This window comes from Pseudomonas oryziphila (assembly GCF_003940825.1).
GTDB lineage: Bacteria > Pseudomonadota > Gammaproteobacteria > Pseudomonadales > Pseudomonadaceae > Aquipseudomonas > Aquipseudomonas sichuanensis.
On the sequence record NZ_CP034338.1, the window covers coordinates 4,956,646 to 4,974,641 of the forward strand.

The 17,996-nt window shown below is 59.2% G+C and carries 11 protein-coding genes, 1 tRNA gene, 3 rRNA genes and 1 pseudogene; 7 read left to right on the forward strand and 9 right to left on the reverse strand.

Going from position 1 to position 17,996, the window contains the following annotated elements:
• Window positions 1-7: 7 nt before the first annotated feature.
• The 4 genes from secD to queA form a co-directional block, all read right to left on the reverse strand.
• Window positions 8-1,870 (reverse strand): protein translocase subunit SecD, encoded by a 1,863-nt coding sequence (gene secD, locus EJA05_RS23220; protein WP_125465408.1) that lies wholly within the window; start codon window positions 1,868-1,870, stop codon window positions 8-10.
• Between the two features lie 64 nt (window positions 1,871-1,934).
• Window positions 1,935-2,270: a preprotein translocase subunit YajC gene (gene yajC, locus EJA05_RS23225; RefSeq protein ID WP_008092587.1), complete on the reverse strand. Its 336-nt coding sequence runs from the start codon at window positions 2,268-2,270 to the stop codon at window positions 1,935-1,937.
• Window positions 2,271-2,313: 43 nt separating this feature from the next.
• Window positions 2,314-3,429 carry a tRNA guanosine(34) transglycosylase Tgt gene (tgt, locus tag EJA05_RS23230; protein WP_167409821.1) on the reverse strand — a complete coding sequence of 372 codons (1,116 nt, stop codon included), beginning with the start codon at window positions 3,427-3,429 and terminating at the stop codon, window positions 2,314-2,316.
• A gap of 14 nt (window positions 3,430-3,443) precedes the next feature.
• On the reverse strand, window positions 3,444-4,493 hold the full coding sequence (gene queA, locus EJA05_RS23235) for a tRNA preQ1(34) S-adenosylmethionine ribosyltransferase-isomerase QueA (protein WP_125465410.1): 1,050 nt from the start codon (window positions 4,491-4,493) through the stop codon (window positions 3,444-3,446).
• Between the two features lie 108 nt (window positions 4,494-4,601).
• Here queA and EJA05_RS23240 point away from each other — a divergent pair.
• Window positions 4,602-4,686 (forward strand) — tRNA-Leu (locus EJA05_RS23240).
• Between the two features lie 508 nt (window positions 4,687-5,194).
• Window positions 5,195-5,428 (forward strand): hypothetical protein, encoded by a 234-nt coding sequence (locus EJA05_RS23245; RefSeq protein ID WP_125860165.1) that lies wholly within the window; start codon window positions 5,195-5,197, stop codon window positions 5,426-5,428.
• Window positions 5,429-5,846: 418 nt separating this feature from the next.
• Here the strand turns inward: EJA05_RS23245 and rrf are convergent.
• From rrf to EJA05_RS23260, 3 genes are all read right to left on the reverse strand, one after another.
• Window positions 5,847-5,962 (reverse strand): 5S ribosomal RNA (gene rrf / locus EJA05_RS23250).
• Between the two features lie 133 nt (window positions 5,963-6,095).
• Window positions 6,096-8,989 (reverse strand): 23S ribosomal RNA (locus tag EJA05_RS23255).
• A 314-nt stretch (window positions 8,990-9,303) separates the two neighbouring features.
• Window positions 9,304-10,840 (reverse strand): 16S ribosomal RNA (locus EJA05_RS23260).
• The 16S, 23S and 5S rRNA genes sit together here, the layout of an rRNA operon.
• Before the next feature lie 584 nt (window positions 10,841-11,424).
• On the opposite strand from EJA05_RS23260, the gene EJA05_RS23265 reads away from it, so the two are divergent.
• Window positions 11,425-11,904, forward strand: a complete 480-nt coding sequence (locus EJA05_RS23265) for a GNAT family N-acetyltransferase (RefSeq protein WP_125860167.1) — start codon at window positions 11,425-11,427, stop codon at window positions 11,902-11,904.
• A gap of 9 nt (window positions 11,905-11,913) precedes the next feature.
• On the opposite strand, the gene EJA05_RS23270 is transcribed toward EJA05_RS23265, so the two are convergent.
• Window positions 11,914-12,486 carry an acyl carrier protein phosphodiesterase gene (locus EJA05_RS23270; protein ID WP_125860169.1) on the reverse strand — a complete coding sequence of 191 codons (573 nt, stop codon included), beginning with the start codon at window positions 12,484-12,486 and terminating at the stop codon, window positions 11,914-11,916.
• 152 nt (window positions 12,487-12,638) lie between these two features.
• Here EJA05_RS23270 and EJA05_RS23275 point away from each other — a divergent pair, with 152 nt between their 5' ends.
• Genes EJA05_RS23275 through EJA05_RS23285 form a run of 3 tightly spaced genes read left to right on the forward strand, consistent with a single transcriptional unit; the run spans window position 12,639 to window position 15,193 of the window.
• On the forward strand, window positions 12,639-12,941 hold the full coding sequence (locus EJA05_RS23275; RefSeq protein WP_125465414.1) for an ArsR/SmtB family transcription factor: 303 nt from the start codon (window positions 12,639-12,641) through the stop codon (window positions 12,939-12,941).
• A gap of 13 nt (window positions 12,942-12,954) precedes the next feature.
• Complete coding sequence (locus tag EJA05_RS23280; protein ID WP_125860171.1) at window positions 12,955-14,124, forward strand: MFS transporter; 1,170 nt, start codon at window positions 12,955-12,957, stop codon at window positions 14,122-14,124.
• A gap of 19 nt (window positions 14,125-14,143) precedes the next feature.
• The gene (locus EJA05_RS23285) at window positions 14,144-15,193 is read left to right on the forward strand and encodes an alkene reductase (protein WP_125860173.1); all 1,050 of its coding nucleotides are present in this window, start codon (window positions 14,144-14,146) and stop codon (window positions 15,191-15,193) included.
• 121 nt (window positions 15,194-15,314) lie between these two features.
• Here EJA05_RS23285 and EJA05_RS23290 read toward each other — a convergent pair whose 3' ends face one another.
• A complete protein-coding gene (locus EJA05_RS23290; RefSeq protein WP_125860175.1) occupies window positions 15,315-16,790 on the reverse strand; it encodes a helicase HerA-like domain-containing protein in 1,476 nt (491 codons plus the stop codon).
• A 208-nt stretch (window positions 16,791-16,998) separates the two neighbouring features.
• Here EJA05_RS23290 and EJA05_RS28905 point away from each other — a divergent pair.
• Window positions 16,999-17,979: pseudogene (locus EJA05_RS28905) on the forward strand (HAMP domain-containing protein); the annotation flags it as partial.
• Window positions 17,980-17,996 lie beyond the last annotated feature (17 nt).

The following is a 17,996-nucleotide window of genomic DNA, read 5'->3' on the forward strand; positions in this document are numbered from 1 at the left end:
AGCTCCCTCAAACCCACAGCTTCTTGATGTCACGCCCGCCACAGGTCAGGTTGACCATGGCGCGGGTCACCATGACGGCGGTGAACATCGAGGTGAAAATCCCGAGGGACATGGTGACCGCGAAGCCCTTGACCGGGCCGGTACCCATGGCGAACAGGATGCCGCCCACCAGCAGGCTGGTCAGGTTGGCGTCGATGATCGCGGTGTACGCACGGTTGAAGCCTTCGTGGATGGCACGCTGCACCGACATGCCCGCTTTGAGCTCCTCACGGATACGCGAGAAGATCAGTACGTTGGCGTCGACCGCCATACCCATGGTCAGCACGATACCGGCGATACCCGGCAAGGTCAGCGTGGCGCCCAGCAGCGACATCAATGCCAGCAGCAGCACCATGTTACCCGCCAGGGCGACAGTGGCGATCACGCCGAAGCCGCGGTAGATGGCGATGATGAACAGCGAGACGAACAGCATGCCCCACAGGGATGCATCGATACCCTTGGTGATGTTGTCGGCACCCAGGCTCGGGCCAATGGTACGTTCTTCGGCGAAGTACATCGGCGCAGCCAGACCACCGGCACGCAGCAGCAGGGCCAGCTCGGACGATTCGCCCTGGCCGTTCAGGCCGGTGATGCGGAACTGGCTGCCCAGCGGCGACTGAATGGTCGCCAGGCTGATGATCTTCTTCTCTTCCTTGAAGCTCTGGACCGCAACGTCCTTCTCGACGCCGTTGACTGTCTGCTTCTCGTAGTGAGTGACCGGCTTCTGCTCGATGAAGATCACCGCCATGCTGCGCCCGACGTTGGAGCGGGTAGCGCGGCTCATCAGCTCGCCGCCGTGGCCGTCGAGGCGGATGTTCACCTGCGGGCGACCGTGCTCGTCGAAGCTGGCCTGGGCGTCGGTGACCTGGTCACCAGTGATGATCAGGCCGCGCTCGACCGGGGCAGAGCGGCCGCCTTCGCGGAACTCGAACACCTCGGTGGTGGCTTTGGACGCACCCGGCTCGGCGCCGAAGCGGAACTCCAGGTTGGCGGTCTTGCCGAGGATACGCTTGGCTTCTGCGGTGTCCTGCACACCCGGCAGCTCGACCACGATGCGGTTGGCGCCCTGGCGCTGTACCAGCGGCTCGGCCACGCCCAGCTCGTTCACACGGTTGCGAACGGTGGTCAGGTTCTGCTTGATGGAGTATTCGCGGATTTCTGCGACCTTGGCCTGGGTCAGCGCCAGGCGCAGCACGGCGAGCTCGTTGCGCTCGGTGGTGGTCAGTTCGAAATCATTGAAATTCTTGCGGATCAGGCTGCGTGCCTGTTCGCGGGTAGCGTCGTCGGCGAAGCCCAGCATGATGCCGCCATCCTGCTGAGGCAGGCTGCGGTAGCGGACGCGCTCTTTGCGCAGCAAGGTCTTGACCTCGCCTTCGTAGACTTTCATGCGGGCAGTCATGGCCTTGTCCATGTCCACTTCCAGCAGGAAGTGCACGCCACCGGACAGGTCCAGGCCCAGCTTCATCGGGCTGGCACCCAGGTTGCGCAGCCACTGCGGAGTGGTCTGGGCCAGGTTCAGGGCCACGACATAGTCATCGCCGAGGGCCTTGCGCGCCACATCCTTGGCTGGCAGCTGGTCTTCCTGGTTGGTCAGGCGCACCAGCGCACTGCCCTTCTCGCCCAGGTTGCCGCCTTTCACCGCGATGCCGGCATCGGTCAGCGCCTTGGTAACGCGATCGAGGTCAGCCTGGCTGACATGCAGCGCGGAGCTGGCGCCGCTGATCTGTACCGCCGGATCATCCGGGTAGAGGTTGGGTGCGGAATAAATAAAACCGATCGCCAGTACCACCACGATCAGCAGGTATTTCCACAGAGGGTATTTGTTCAGCATCACGCCGCCCGTTCAAGACGCGGGGCGCTTTGCGCGCCCCGACTGGAAAAATGAAACCGGTAACTCAGATAGCCTTGAGCGTACCTTTTGGCAGGGTCGCGGCAATCGCGCCCTTCTGGAACTTCAGTTCGACGGTGTCGGACACTTCCAGAACCACGAAATCATCGGAAACCTTGACGATCTTGCCGGCGATGCCGCCGTTGGTGACAACTTCGTCACCCTTCTGCAAGTTGCTCAGCAGGTTCTTCTGCTCTTTGGCGCGCTTGGCCTGTGGGCGCCAGATCATCAGGTAGAAGATGACCAGGAAGCCGACCAGGAAGATCCACTCGAAGCCGGTACCGGCTGGGCCGGCGGCAGGGGCTGCAGCGTCCGCGTAGGCGGCGGGAATCAAGAAGCTCATTGTGCACTCCTAATGCAAATTTTCTAATAATGGATGCAAACAGTCAGTCCAAAGGCGGCACAGGGAGCCCGCGTTTGGCGTAGAAGGCGTCGACAAAGGCGGCCAATTTACCCTGTTGAATAGCCTCGCGTAAACCGGCCATCAAGCGCTGGTAATGGCGCAAGTTGTGGATGGTATTCAGCATGCTGCTCAACATTTCGCCGCACTTGTCCAGGTGGTGCAGGTAGGCGCGCGAGAAGTTGGTGCAGGTGTAGCAATCGCAGGTCGGATCCAGCGGCGATTCATCATGACGATGGAACGCATTGCGGATCTTGATCACCCCTGTGTCGATGAACAGATGGCCGTTGCGCGCATTGCGCGTGGGCATCACGCAGTCGAACATGTCGACGCCGCGGCGCACACCCTCTACAAGATCCTCCGGCTTGCCTACCCCCATAAGGTAACGAGGTTTGTCAGCCGGCATCTGGCCTGGCAGGTAGTCCAGCACCTTGATCATCTCGTGCTTGGGCTCACCCACCGACAGACCACCGATGGCCAGGCCGTCGAAGCCGATGTTGTCCAGGCCTTCCAGCGAACGCATGCGCAGGTCCTGATACATGCCGCCCTGGACGATGCCGAACAGCGCCGCGGTGTTGTCGGCGTGGGCGTTCTTCGAGCGCTGGGCCCAACGCAACGACAGCTCCATCGAGGTGCGCGCCACGTCGTGCTCGGCCGGGTACGGCGTGCACTCGTCGAAGATCATCACGATGTCCGAGCCCAGGTCGCGCTGCACCTGCATGGACTCTTCCGGGCCCATGAACACTTTCGAGCCATCCACGGGCGAGGCGAAGGTTACGCCCTCCTCCTTGATCTTGCGCATGGCGCCCAGGCTGAACACCTGGAAACCACCGGAGTCGGTGAGGATGGGGCCTTTCCATTGCATGAAGTCGTGCAGGCCGTTGTGCTTCTTGATCACCTCGGTGCCTGGGCGCAGCCACAGGTGGAAGGTGTTGCCAAGGATGATCTCGGCGCCGATGGCTTCAATGTCGCGCGGCAGCATGCCCTTGACCGTGCCATAGGTACCCACCGGCATGAACGCCGGGGTTTCCACGGTGCCACGGGGGAAGGTCAGCCGACCGCGACGGGCCTTGCCGTCGGTGGCCAGCAGTTCGAACGACATTCGACAGGTGCGACTCATGCTTGATCCTCTGGGCCGCGTGGCGCCGGATTGCGGGTGATGAACATGGCATCACCGTAACTGAAGAAGCGGTAACCGTTCGCCACCGCCGCCGCATAGGCAGCCATGGTCTCGGGGTAACCGGCGAAGGCCGAGACCAGCATCAGCAGCGTGGACTCCGGCAGGTGGAAGTTGGTCACCAGGCAGTCGACCACATGGAACGGCCGGCCCGGGAAGATGAAGATATCGGTGTCGCCGCTGAACGCCTTGAGCACGCCATCGCGCGCCGCGCTTTCCAGCGAACGCACGCTGGTGGTACCCACGGCGATCACCCGGCCACCACGGGCACGGCAGGCCTCGACGGCGTCGACCACATCCTGGCTCACTTCGAGCCACTCTTTGTGCATGTGGTGGTCTTCGATCTTGTCGACCCGCACCGGCTGGAAGGTGCCGGCGCCCACATGCAGAGTGACGAAGGCGCGCTCGACGCCCTTGGCTGCGATCTTTTCCAGCAGCGCCTCGTCGAAGTGCAGCCCGGCGGTAGGCGCAGCCACTGCGCCCGCACGCTCGGCATAGACCGTCTGATAGCGCTCACGGTCGGCGCCCTCGTCCGGGCGGTCGATGTAGGGCGGCAGCGGCATATGGCCGACACGTTCGAGCAGAGGCAGCACCTCTTCGGTGAAGCGCAGCTCGAACAGGGTATCGTGGCGCGCGACCATCTCGGCCTCGCCACCGCCATCGATGAGGATCACCGCGCCTTCTTTCGGCGCCTTGCTGGCGCGCACATGGGCCAGCACGCGGTGGCTGTCCAGCACACGCTCGACCAGCACTTCCAGCTTGCCGCCGGAGGCTTTCTGGCCGAACAGCCGCGCAGGAATAACCCGGGTGTTGTTGAACACCATCAGGTCGCCGGGGCGCAGGTAGTCGAGCAGGTCAGTGAATTGCTGGTGGGCCAGCGCGCCGCTTTGACCGTCGAGCACGAGCAGGCGGCTGCCGTGACGCTCGGCCAACGGGTGGCGGGCGATGAGGGAGTCTGGGAGTTCGAAAGAAAAATCGGCGACGCGCATGATGATGTTCGGTTCGACAGGGCCGGGAAGTTTAGCCCAACGCATGAAAATTGACCATGAAAGACGATTGACCGACCTCATGCGCCTCTCTATACTGCGCCGCGACAAGCCCTGATGGCGGAATTGGTAGACGCGGCGGATTCAAAATCCGTTTTCGAAAGGAGTGGGAGTTCGAGTCTCCCTCGGGGCACCAAATCCAGAAAAAACCGACCTTATGGTCGGTTTTTTTGTGCCTGGGAATCGGGGAAAGTTGGGCTGACCGTAGTGGTTTCATCGCCGGCAAGCCGGCTCCCACAGGTATGTGCCATGCCTGAACCCTGCGCCGTCCACTGTGGGAGCTGGCTTGCCAGCGATGCGCCACGACAGTGAAGCCCGCTTCGCTGATTCAATCTTGCACCCAAGTCTTTAAGACTTTCCCCATTCCCTGTAGTCCATTTCCCAAACATACTCCAAACCCCTTTCAAGCCATTGCGGTGGTCTGGGTCGGGCTCTAGTCTCGGCCGATCGTTGCTAAATCAACGATCAGCTTTGACAGGCTGACTCAGTAATAAACTCGCATGGCTTCGCCTTTCATGGCGGCTGTACGTGGGGCACTTTCGAGTGCGCCGGGTTTTCCTTACTGACCGGTCTGTCAACCCACGTACGCTGCCACCCACTTGTTTGACAGCAATGGTGGATAGCTCTTCAGTAAGGATTACCCCATGTTGAAGATTGTCCCCGACCCACCGCTTTCCCCTGAGAAGTTCCACTCCCTTGAAGACCTCCTGGTCCAGATCTCGGAGAGGCTCTTCTGCGCCCTCTCCATCATCCACCTGCACACCCCGGCCCATGTCACGCCCTTGGACCGAGGCCTGTCGCTGACAACTACCCACGAGATCGAAGCCGCCCGTCAATTAGCGGAGTTGGCATTGAGCACACTGCAGGTCAAGCACTGACCAAGGGGAAAACGCGATGACCGACTGGACTGCCGGCATTACCAGTTTCGGTAATGCCGATGGTGAACAGGACGTGTACGCATAGAGCGTGGTAGCCACGCCAGCCCCGCAATTGGACTATGAGGGCAACATGCTGCGGGTAGGGATGGCGAAGCTCCAAACGGCCCTGTATGAGGCTCCTAGAAGCCTTTTTGGCCACTGCTCTGCGTAGGCAGCACCGACGCCTTATACATAGAGCGTGGGAGCGGGCTTGCCCCGCGATGAGGCCAACCCAGCCAGCCTCACTGCCTGAGCAGTGCCTGGCCAGAGCTATCGCGGGGCAAGCCCGCTCCCACAGGCGCTCCTCACCAGGCTTGTGTAATCGCGGAAAAGACAAAACCCCTACCTGCATGCGCAGATAGGGGTTTTGCGAAATGAATCTTGACGATGACCTACTCTCACATGGGGAAACCCCACACTACCATCGGCGATGCATCGTTTCACTACTGAGTTCGGGATGGGATCAGGTGGTTCCAATGCTCTATGGTCGTCAAGAAATTCGGTTGCCTAGAATGTCTTGTGAACACTCTTGGCCAATTCGGATATGCGATTTGTGATGTTACGAACTTTCGGGTCTTTCGTCTTCACCACCACAATTCGGCTTACGCGCAAATTGCTTGGGTGTTATATGGTCAAGCCTCACGGGCAATTAGTATTGGTTAGCTCAACGCCTCACAGCGCTTACACACCCAACCTATCAACGTCGTAGTCTTCGACGGCCCTTCAGGGGATTCAAGATCCCAGTGAGATCTCATCTTGAGGCAAGTTTCCCGCTTAGATGCTTTCAGCGGTTATCTCTTCCGAACATAGCTACCCGGCAATGCCACTGGCGTGACAACCGGAACACCAGAGGTTCGTCCACTCCGGTCCTCTCGTACTAGGAGCAGCCCCTCTCAAATCTCAAACGTCCACGGCAGATAGGGACCGAACTGTCTCACGACGTTCTAAACCCAGCTCGCGTACCACTTTAAATGGCGAACAGCCATACCCTTGGGACCGGCTTCAGCCCCAGGATGTGATGAGCCGACATCGAGGTGCCAAACACCGCCGTCGATATGAACTCTTGGGCGGTATCAGCCTGTTATCCCCGGAGTACCTTTTATCCGTTGAGCGATGGCCCTTCCATACAGAACCACCGGATCACTAAGACCTACTTTCGTACCTGCTCGACGTGTTTGTCTCGCAGTCAAGCGCGCTTTTGCCTTTATACTCTACGACCGATTTCCGACCGGTCTGAGCGCACCTTCGTACTCCTCCGTTACTCTTTGGGAGGAGACCGCCCCAGTCAAACTACCCACCATACACTGTCCTCGATCCGGATAACGGACCTGAGTTAGAACCTCAAGGTTGCCAGGGTGGTATTTCAAGGATGGCTCCATGAGAACTGGCGTCCCCACTTCAAAGCCTCCCACCTATCCTACACAAGCAAGCTCAAAGTCCAGTGCAAAGCTATAGTAAAGGTTCACGGGGTCTTTCCGTCTAGCCGCGGATACACTGCATCTTCACAGCGATTTCAATTTCACTGAGTCTCGGGTGGAGACAGCGCCGCCATCGTTACGCCATTCGTGCAGGTCGGAACTTACCCGACAAGGAATTTCGCTACCTTAGGACCGTTATAGTTACGGCCGCCGTTTACCGGGGCTTCGATCAAGAGCTTCGCTTGCGCTAACCCCATCAATTAACCTTCCGGCACCGGGCAGGCGTCACACCCTATACGTCCACTTTCGTGTTTGCAGAGTGCTGTGTTTTTAATAAACAGTCGCAGCGGCCTGGTATCTTCGACCGGCATGGGCTTACGGAGCAAGTCCTTCACCCTCGCCGGCGCACCTTCTCCCGAAGTTACGGTGCCATTTTGCCTAGTTCCTTCACCCGAGTTCTCTCAAGCGCCTTGGTATTCTCTACCTAACCACCTGTGTCGGTTTGGGGTACGGTTCCCAGTTATCTGAAGCTTAGGAGCTTTTCTTGGAAGCATGGCATCAACCACTTCGCGCTCTAAAGAGCACTCGTCATCAGCTCTCGGCCTTGAGATCCCGGATTTGCCTAAGATCTCAGCCTACCACCTTAAACTTGGACAACCAACGCCAAGCTGGCCTAGCCTTCTCCGTCCCTCCATCGCAATAACTGGAAGTACAGGAATATTAACCTGTTTTCCATCGACTACGCTTTTCAGCCTCGCCTTAGGGACCGACTAACCCTGCGTCGATTAACGTTGCGCAGGAAACCTTGGTCTTTCGGCGTGGGAGTTTTTCACTCCCATTGTCGTTACTCATGTCAGCATTCGCACTTCTGATACCTCCAGCAAGCTTCTCAACTCACCTTCACAGGCTTACAGAACGCTCCTCTACCGCATCACCAAAAGGTGATACCCGTAGCTTCGGTGCATGGTTTGAGCCCCGTTACATCTTCCGCGCAGGCCGACTCGACTAGTGAGCTATTACGCTTTCTTTAAAGGGTGGCTGCTTCTAAGCCAACCTCCTAGCTGTCTAAGCCTTCCCACATCGTTTCCCACTTAACCATGACTTTGGGACCTTAGCTGACGGTCTGGGTTGTTTCCCTTTTCACGACGGACGTTAGCACCCGCCGTGTGTCTCCCATGCTCGGCACTTGTAGGTATTCGGAGTTTGCATCGGTTTGGTAAGTCGGGATGACCCCCTAGCCGAAACAGTGCTCTACCCCCTACAGTGATACATGAGGCGCTACCTAAATAGCTTTCGAGGAGAACCAGCTATCTCCGAGCTTGATTAGCCTTTCACTCCGATCCACAGGTCATCCGCTAACTTTTCAACGGTAGTCGGTTCGGTCCTCCAGTCAGTGTTACCTAACCTTCAACCTGCCCATGGATAGATCGCCCGGTTTCGGGTCTATACCCAGCGACTAAAGCGCCCTATTAAGACTCGCTTTCGCTACGCCTCCCCTATTCGGTTAAGCTCGCCACTGAATATAAGTCGCTGACCCATTATACAAAAGGTACGCAGTCACCTAACAAAGTAGGCTCCCACTGCTTGTACGCATACGGTTTCAGGTTCTATTTCACTCCCCTCTCCGGGGTTCTTTTCGCCTTTCCCTCACGGTACTGGTTCACTATCGGTCAGTCAGTAGTATTTAGCCTTGGAGGATGGTCCCCCCATATTCAGACAAAGTTTCTCGTGCTCCGTCCTACTCGATTTCATTGATAAGAGATTTTCGTGTACGGGGCTATCACCCACTATGGCCGCACTTTCCAGAGCGTTCCACTAATCTCAAACCAACTTAAGGGCTGGTCCCCGTTCGCTCGCCACTACTAAGGGAATCTCGGTTGATTTCTTTTCCTCAGGGTACTTAGATGTTTCAGTTCCCCTGGTTCGCCTCTTGCACCTATGTATTCAGTACAAGATAACCAGCTTATGCTGGCTGGGTTCCCCCATTCAGAGATCTCTGGATCACAGTCTGTTTGCCGACTCCCCAAAGCTTATCGCAGGCTACCACGTCTTTCATCGCCTCTGACTGCCAAGGCATCCACCGTATGCGCTTCTTCACTTGACCATATAACCCCAAGCAATCTGGTTATACTGTGAAGACGACATTCGCCGAAAATTCGCATTTCGCTCAATTAAAAGCAGAACTCACAAATTTTACCTTAGCCTGATCACACACCAGTGAAAGTGCATGTCAGTCTATCTATCACATATCCGAATTTTTAAAGAACGTACTAGTCAAAGACTAGAAATCAATATTCACAATGGAATATTCATTTCTAAACTCTAACACGACAGACCAACATCATGGCTGGCCTTCCGTCTTTCACAAAGAATCAAGCAATTCGTGTGGGAGCTCATCAGCAGGCTGATGTCGTCGATTAAGGAGGTGATCCAGCCGCAGGTTCCCCTACGGCTACCTTGTTACGACTTCACCCCAGTCATGAATCACACCGTGGTAACCGTCCTCCCGAAGGTTAGACTAGCTACTTCTGGTGCAACCCACTCCCATGGTGTGACGGGCGGTGTGTACAAGGCCCGGGAACGTATTCACCGCAACATTCTGATTTGCGATTACTAGCGATTCCGACTTCACGCAGTCGAGTTGCAGACTGCGATCCGGACTACGATCGGTTTTGTGAGATTAGCTCCACCTCGCGGCTTGGCAACCCTCTGTACCGACCATTGTAGCACGTGTGTAGCCCAGGCCGTAAGGGCCATGATGACTTGACGTCATCCCCACCTTCCTCCGGTTTGTCACCGGCAGTCTCCTTAGAGTGCCCACCATAACGTGCTGGTAACTAAGGACAAGGGTTGCGCTCGTTACGGGACTTAACCCAACATCTCACGACACGAGCTGACGACAGCCATGCAGCACCTGTGTCAGAGTTCCCGAAGGCACCAATCCATCTCTGGAAAGTTCTCTGCATGTCAAGGCCTGGTAAGGTTCTTCGCGTTGCTTCGAATTAAACCACATGCTCCACCGCTTGTGCGGGCCCCCGTCAATTCATTTGAGTTTTAACCTTGCGGCCGTACTCCCCAGGCGGTCAACTTAATGCGTTAGCTGCGCCACTAAAATCTCAAGGATTCCAACGGCTAGTTGACATCGTTTACGGCGTGGACTACCAGGGTATCTAATCCTGTTTGCTCCCCACGCTTTCGCACCTCAGTGTCAGTATCAGTCCAGGTGGTCGCCTTCGCCACTGGTGTTCCTTCCTATATCTACGCATTTCACCGCTACACAGGAAATTCCACCACCCTCTACCATACTCTAGCTCGCCAGTTTTGGATGCAGTTCCCAGGTTGAGCCCGGGGCTTTCACATCCAACTTAACGAACCACCTACGCGCGCTTTACGCCCAGTAATTCCGATTAACGCTTGCACCCTCTGTATTACCGCGGCTGCTGGCACAGAGTTAGCCGGTGCTTATTCTGTCGGTAACGTCAAAACAGCAAGGTATTAACTTACTGCCCTTCCTCCCAACTTAAAGTGCTTTACAATCCGAAGACCTTCTTCACACACGCGGCATGGCTGGATCAGGCTTTCGCCCATTGTCCAATATTCCCCACTGCTGCCTCCCGTAGGAGTCTGGACCGTGTCTCAGTTCCAGTGTGACTGATCATCCTCTCAGACCAGTTACGGATCGTCGCCTTGGTGAGCCATTACCTCACCAACTAGCTAATCCGACCTAGGCTCATCTGATAGCGCAAGGCCCGAAGGTCCCCTGCTTTCTCCCGTAGGACGTATGCGGTATTAGCGTTCCTTTCGAAACGTTGTCCCCCACTACCAGGCAGATTCCTAGGCATTACTCACCCGTCCGCCGCTGAATCGAAGAGCAAGCTCTTCTCATCCGCTCGACTTGCATGTGTTAGGCCTGCCGCCAGCGTTCAATCTGAGCCATGATCAAACTCTTCAGTTCAATACTGCTTGGGTTTTTAAGAAACCCTAAACTTGGCTCAGCAATCTCAAATGACTATGTGATTTCTCGCATGGCCACTTGTGATGCTGATAATCTTTTTGACTATCAGTCCGTACTCACAAGCACCCACACGAATTGCTTGATTCAATTTATTAAAGAGCGTTTGGCTAAGAGCTTTTCGTCTCAACCGAGGCGCGCATTCTACGCTTTCCTCATTGGCTGTCAAGCGTTTATTTTGAAGTTCTTTCCGAGAAACTCGTTTAGCTTCAACCGCTTAACTCGCTGCGATCTCTCGTAGCGGGAGGCGAATCATACAGCGTCACAACCTGCTGTCAACTGCCTCGTTGAAATTTTTTCAGGAATTTCAACAGCTTACTGCTTCTCCGCTGCGATGTCTCGCTGCGGGAGGCGAATAATACAGTATTAAATCAGGCCGTCAACCCTGCCCAACAATTAAATGCTTAGCAAGGTCCCCGCGCCCACCCCAAGCGCTTTCAAGCCCCCACAAGGCATTACCCTATATATAAGGTACTGCCCAAACCACAAGCGCTAAGCTCGCCTAACCCTTTCAGGATGAATCCCCTATGCCGCTGACCCACCGCCCAGTCCAAACCACCGACATCCCCGCCATCTGCTGCTTCCCCCAGGGCCCGGACGAACTGTTCTACATGTTCCCCAAAGCCACCTACCCACTGACACCCAACCAACTGAGCGAAGCCATCTCCCAGCGCAGCGGTTCAACAGTGGTTGAAGAGGACGGCGTACTACTAGGCTTCGCCAACTTCTATAAAGCAGAAGCCGGCGGCATCTGTGCGCTCGGTAACGTGGTGGTCGCCCCCGCCGCACGCGGCAAGGGCGTGGCGCGCTATCTGGTGCAGTGCATGATCGCGCAGGCCCGCGAACAGTACGCAGCGCAAGAAGTCTGGGTGTCGTGCTTCAACCACAATACTGCAGGCTTGTTGCTCTATCCGCAGCTTGGGTTCACGCCCTTCCATATAGAGGAACGCCTGGCACCGGATCACAGCCGGGTTGCACTGATACAGATGAAGCAACTGCTGGGCTGACTGCGCGCCTCAGCGCCCCGCCGCCGCAAACGCCTGCAACTGTGGATAGAACGCCCGAAAATCCGTCAGCAACGGCTCATACAGGCGCTCCAGCTCCACCATCACCCCTTGCAGGCCTTCCGGTCTCGACAAACGCCGGGCGATACCGCCAAATACCTGCTCCAGGGTGGCGAAATCGCCATACGCCCCCAGCCAGTCATCGGCGGCCATGAACGGCGCAATACGCGCCAGCCGCCCCGGCAATTGCGGTTCGGCCAATAGCACACGGTAGAAGTTGCCGGTGAACTGCGCCAACGGCTGGTCGGCGTACTCCCCCCAGTGCCGCGCCAGGCAGTGGTCGAAGAACACATCCAGGACGATCCCGGCATAACGCCTGCGCTCACGCGGGAAGCGCGCCAGCGCGGCCAGCACCAACGGGTGGCTGTCGGTGTAACTGTCGATCTGCCGGTGCAAGCGGATCGCGGCCTCCAGTTCCGCTGGAAAGCGCCCTTCCAGCGCGCCCTTGACGAAATCGCCATACAGGCTGCCGAGCAGTTGCTGCGGCGCGGGGCCGCCCAGGTGCAGGTGTGCGAGGTAATTCATGGCCGCAGTCTAGCACTGCGCCAACCTATATCGTCATAACCCGATATAGCGATTTTCGATCAGCTCAGAACCTTTTCATATTTGTATATCGCGAAATACCGATCTATATTTCGCTCCATCGCGATATACCGCTATACACCACGAGCCTATCCATGCCACTCGATCTCGACGAAATAATAAAAGCCCTGTCCCACCCGGTACGGCGAGAAATCCTCAGCTGGCTGAAGGACCCGGCCACGCAGTTCCCCGACCAGCATCACAGCACCGAACAAGGTGTATGTGCCGGGCAGATCGACCAACGCTGCGGCCTATCGCAGTCGACCGTCTCGGCCCACCTGGCGACCCTGCAGCGCGCCGGCCTGATCAGCAGCCAGAAGATCGGCCAATGGCACTTCTTCAAACGCAACGAGGCCACCATCCAGGCGTTCCTCGCGCAGATGAGCCAAGAGCTCTGACAAGGACCTTGCAATGCCCCTTTCCTTATTGATCCTGGCGCTCAGCGCATTCGCCATCGGCACCACCGAGTTCGTCATCATGGGCCTGCTGCCCGATGTCGCGCAGGACCTGGGCGTCAGCATCCCCGGTGCTGGCTGGCTGGTGACCGGCTACGCCCTCGGCGTGGCCATCGGCGCGCCGTTCATGGCCCTGGCCACCGCTCGCCTGCCGCGCAAGGCCGCGCTGGTGGCGCTGATGGGCGTGTTCATCATTGGCAACCTGCTGTGCGCGGTGGCCGGCGACTACAACCTGCTGATGTTCGCCCGGGTGGTCACCGCGTTGTGCCACGGCGCGTTCTTCGGAATCGGCTCGGTGGTGGCGGCCAGCCTGGTACCGGCCAACCGCCGCGCCTCGGCCGTCGCGCTGATGTTCACCGGCCTCACCCTCGCCAACGTACTGGGTGTGCCGCTGGGCACTGCGCTGGGCCAGGTCGCCGGCTGGCGTTCGACATTCTGGGCGGTGACCGGCATCGGCGTGATCGCACTGATCGGTCTGCTGCGCTTCCTGCCACGCCAGGCCGAAGAGCAGAGCGTGAACATGCGCGCCGAACTGGCTGCGCTCAAAGGCGCCGGCATCTGGCTGTCGCTGAGCATGACCGTGCTGTTTTCGGCGTCGATGTTCGCCCTGTTCACCTACGTTGCGCCGCTGCTCGGCGATGTCACTGGCGTGTCGCCGCGTGGCGTGACCTGGACCCTGCTGCTGATCGGCCTGGGCCTGACCCTGGGCAATATTGTCGGCGGCAAGCTCGCCGACCGACGCCTGGGCGCCACCTTGGTGGGTGTATTCACCGCCATGGCCGTGGTGTCCACCGCACTGAGCTGGACCAGCACGGCGCTGGTCCCCGCCGAGATCACCCTGTTCCTCTGGGCCACCGCCGCCTTCGCCGCCGTACCGGCACTGCAGGTCAATGTGGTCACCTACGGCAAGGCAGCACCGAACCTGGTGTCGACCCTCAATATCGGCGCGTTCAACCTGGGCAACGCCCTGGGGGCCTGGGTGGGCGGCAGCGTCATTGCCCACGGCTTCGGCCTGACCCGCGTGCCGCTGGCTGCGGCGGCCCTGGCGGTACTGGCGCTGATCGTCACCCTGATCACCTTCAACCAGCGCGGCAGCGACGCCGAACTGGCCACGGTTTCCAATTGATAGCTGCGAGGCAATCGGTATGACCACGCTGTTCGATCCAATCACACTGGGCGACCTGCAACTGCCCAACCGCATCATCATGGCCCCGCTGACCCGTTGCCGTGCCGACGAAGGCCGGGTACCCAACGCGCTGATGGCCGAGTACTACGTGCAACGCGCCAGCGCCGGGCTGATCCTCAGCGAAGCGACCTCGGTCACCCCGATGGGTGTCGGCTACCCCGACACCCCAGGCATCTGGAACGACGAGCAGGTACGTGGCTGGCACAACGTCACCAAGGCCATCCATGCCGCAGGCGGGCGCATCTTCCTGCAGCTGTGGCACGTCGGGCGCATCTCTCATCCGTCGTACCTGAACGGCGAGCTGCCGGTAGCCCCCAGCGCCATCCAGCCCAAGGGCCACGTGAGCCTGGTGCGGCCGCTCAGCGACTACCCCACCCCGCGCGCCCTGGAAACCGAAGAGATCGCCGATATCGTCGAGGCCTACCGCAGCGGTGCGGAGAACGCCAAGGCCGCCGGTTTCGACGGTGTGGAGATCCATGGCGCCAATGGCTACCTGCTCGACCAGTTCCTGCAGAGCAGCACCAACCAGCGCACCGACCGCTACGGCGGCTCGCTGGAAAACCGTACGCGCCTGCTGCTGGAAGTGACCGACGCGGCCATCGAGGTGTGGGGCGCCGGCCGCGTCGGCGTACACCTGGCACCGCGTGCCGATGCCCACGACATGGGCGACGCCGACCGCGCCGAGACCTTCACCTACGTGGCCCGGGAACTGGGCAAGCGCGGTATCGCATTCATCTGTTCACGGGAGAAGGAAGCCGACGACAGTATTGGCCTGTTTATAAAGGAAGCGTTCGGCGGCCCGTACATCGTCAACGAACGCTTCGACAAAGCCAGCGCCAATGCCGCCCTGGCCAACGGCAAGGCCGATGCGGTGGCCTTTGGCATTCCGTTCATCGCCAACCCCGACCTGCCGGCACGGCTGGCGGCCGATGCGCCGCTCAATGCGCCGCATCCGGAAACCTTCTATGGCAAGGGGCCGGTGGGGTACATCGATTACCCGCGTCTGTGAGCCATGCCCTGGGGCTGCTTTGCAGCCCTCTCGCCGGCAAGCCGGCTCCCACACTGACCGCACTATCCTTACCTGTGGGAGCTGGCTCGCCAGCGATTGGGCCGCATAGCGGTCCCTTGCATCAACGCTTCTTGCCGCCGAGCAACGACCCCATCAACCCGCGCACCAACTGCCTCCCCAACTGGTTGGCCGCTTGGCGCACCGCCGACTTGATCGCCTGCCCGGCCGCACTCTGCAGAAACTCGCCGGCCTTGTCGGCCAGGCTTTCCTCATCGGCCTTGGGCTGGGGCGCCGGCTCCAACGGCGCGCCTTTGCGCTGCAAGAGCATTTCATAGGCCGACTCGCGGTCGATCGGTTTGTCGTAACGACCCAGCAATGGCGAAGCCGCGATCAACGCGCTGCGCTCGGCCGCGCTCAACGGCCCGATCCGCGACTGCGGTGGGGCAATCAGCACCCGCTGGACCACGGCCGGCGTGCCCTTTTCTTCCAGGGTGCCCACCAGCGCCTCACCGATACCCAGTTCGGTCAGCACCGTCAGGCTGTCGAACGCAGGGTTGGGGCGAAAGCCATCGGCCACGGCGCGCAACGACTTCTGCTCCTTGGCGGTGAATGCCCGCAGGCCGTGCTGAATACGCAACCCCAACTGGGCCAGCACGGTGTCGGGGAGGTCGCCGGGCGACTGGGTGACGAAATACACCCCTACGCCTTTGGAGCGGATCAGTCGCACCACTTGCTCCAGGCGGTCCTGCAACGCCTTTGGCGTATCGTTGAACAGCAGGTGAGCTTCATCGAAGAACAGCGCCAGTACCGGCTTGTCGGCATCACCGCGCTCGGGCAGTTGCTCGAACAGCTCGGCGAGCAGCCATAGCAGGAAGGTCGCGTAGACCTTGGGCGCCTCATGCACCAGGCGGCTGGCGTCAAGCAGATGGATGCGACCACGGCCGTCGCTGTCCGGGTGCAGCAAGTCCTGCAATTGCAGCGCTGGCTCGCCGAACAGCGCCTCGGCGCCCTGCTGCTCGAGGGTGGCCAACCGGCGCAGCAGGGCTTGGGTCGAGGCACTGGTCATCAGCGCGCTGTCCTCGCCGAGCAGTTGCGGGTTGTCCTTCAAGTGCGCCAACAAGGCCTTGAGGTCCTTGAGGTCGAGCAACAACAGCCCCTCACGGTCGGCCACCTTGAACGCCGCATACAAGGCTGCCTGCTGGCTGTCGGTGAGCTCCAGCAGGTTGCCCAGCAGCAAGGGCCCCATTTCACTCAGGGTGGTACGCAAAGGGTGCCCCGACTGGCCGGCGATATCCCACAAGGTGACCGGGTAGGCCTGCGGCCGGTGGTTCAGCCAAGGCATCCCGGCGATGCGCTCGGCCACCTTGCCCTGCGGCGCGCCGGCCGCGCCCAGGCCGCACAGGTCGCCCTTCACATCGGCGGCGAACACTGCCACACCGGCATCGCTGAACAGCTCGGCCAGATGCTGCAAGGTGACGGTCTTGCCGGTACCTGTGGCACCCGCCACCAGCCCGTGGCGATTGGCCAGGCGCATGGCCTGGGACACTGGCTGACCGTCAGGGCCAGCGCCTACAAGCATCTGAAAAGAATCCGACATCTTCGTCATCCTTTGCTCAAGTTCTGCGTGGTAACGGCCGATATTTCAAAATGATTCCAAACAGAAAGACAGTTACAACCCGAAAAGGACCCACGGGACCTGTTGCACTGTTTTCCCACCGTGCTTTGTGCGAACGACCCGATAAAAAAACCTTAGCGGACGCGATCACGTCATGAATAAAAGCCTTCGTTTCAGCCACAAGATTCTTATGGCGGCATCACTCATCGTGATCCTCGCCTTCAGCCTGTTCACCCTGTACAACGACTACCTCCAGCGTAATGCCATTCGCGAGAACCTGGAGAATTACCTGGCTGAGATGGGCGAATCCACGTCCACCAACATCCGCAACCTGTTCGAGGGGCGCATCAAGCTGGTCGAGAACGTTGCCCAGAACCTTGCCCAATACCCACAGAACATCGGCACCCTGCTGGGCCAGAATGCCCTCACCTCCAGCTTCCTGACCATCTACCTCGGCCAGCCCGACGGCACCTTCACCGTGCGCCCGGACACCAAGATGCCAGATGGCTACGACCCACGCGTGCGCCCCTGGTACAAGGACGGCATGAACGCCAACGGGCCGATGCTCACCGAACCCTACATCGACATGGCCACCAACAAGATGGTCATCTCGATCATCAGCACCGCTTCGCGCTCGGTCGGCGTGGTCGGTGGCGACCTGGCCCTCGACGGCCTGGTCGAGATCATCAACTCGCTGAACTTCGGCGGCATGGGCTATGCCTTCCTGGTCAACGACCAAGGCAAGATCCTGGTGCACCCGGACAAGAACCTGGTAATGAAGTCGCTGTCGGACCTGTTCCCGCAGCACACACCTAAGCTGTCCCGTGAGTTGACTGAAGTCGAACTCAATGGCCAGACCCGCCTGCTGACCTTTACCCCGGTCAAAGGCCTGCCTTCGGCCAACTGGTACATCGGCCTGTCGGTAGACAAAGACAAAGCCTTCACCATGCTCAGCAACTTCCGCACCTCGGCGGTCATCGCCACCCTGGTGGCGGTGGTGATCATCATCGCCCTGCTCGGCCTGCTGATCCGCGTGCTGCTGCAGCCGCTGCACACCATGACCCGCGCCATGGAGAACATTGCCGAAGGTGAAGGCGACCTGACCCGTCGCCTGCAGATCGACAACCACGACGAGTTCGGCATTCTCGGCACGGCGTTCAACCGCTTCGTCGAACGCATCCACACCTC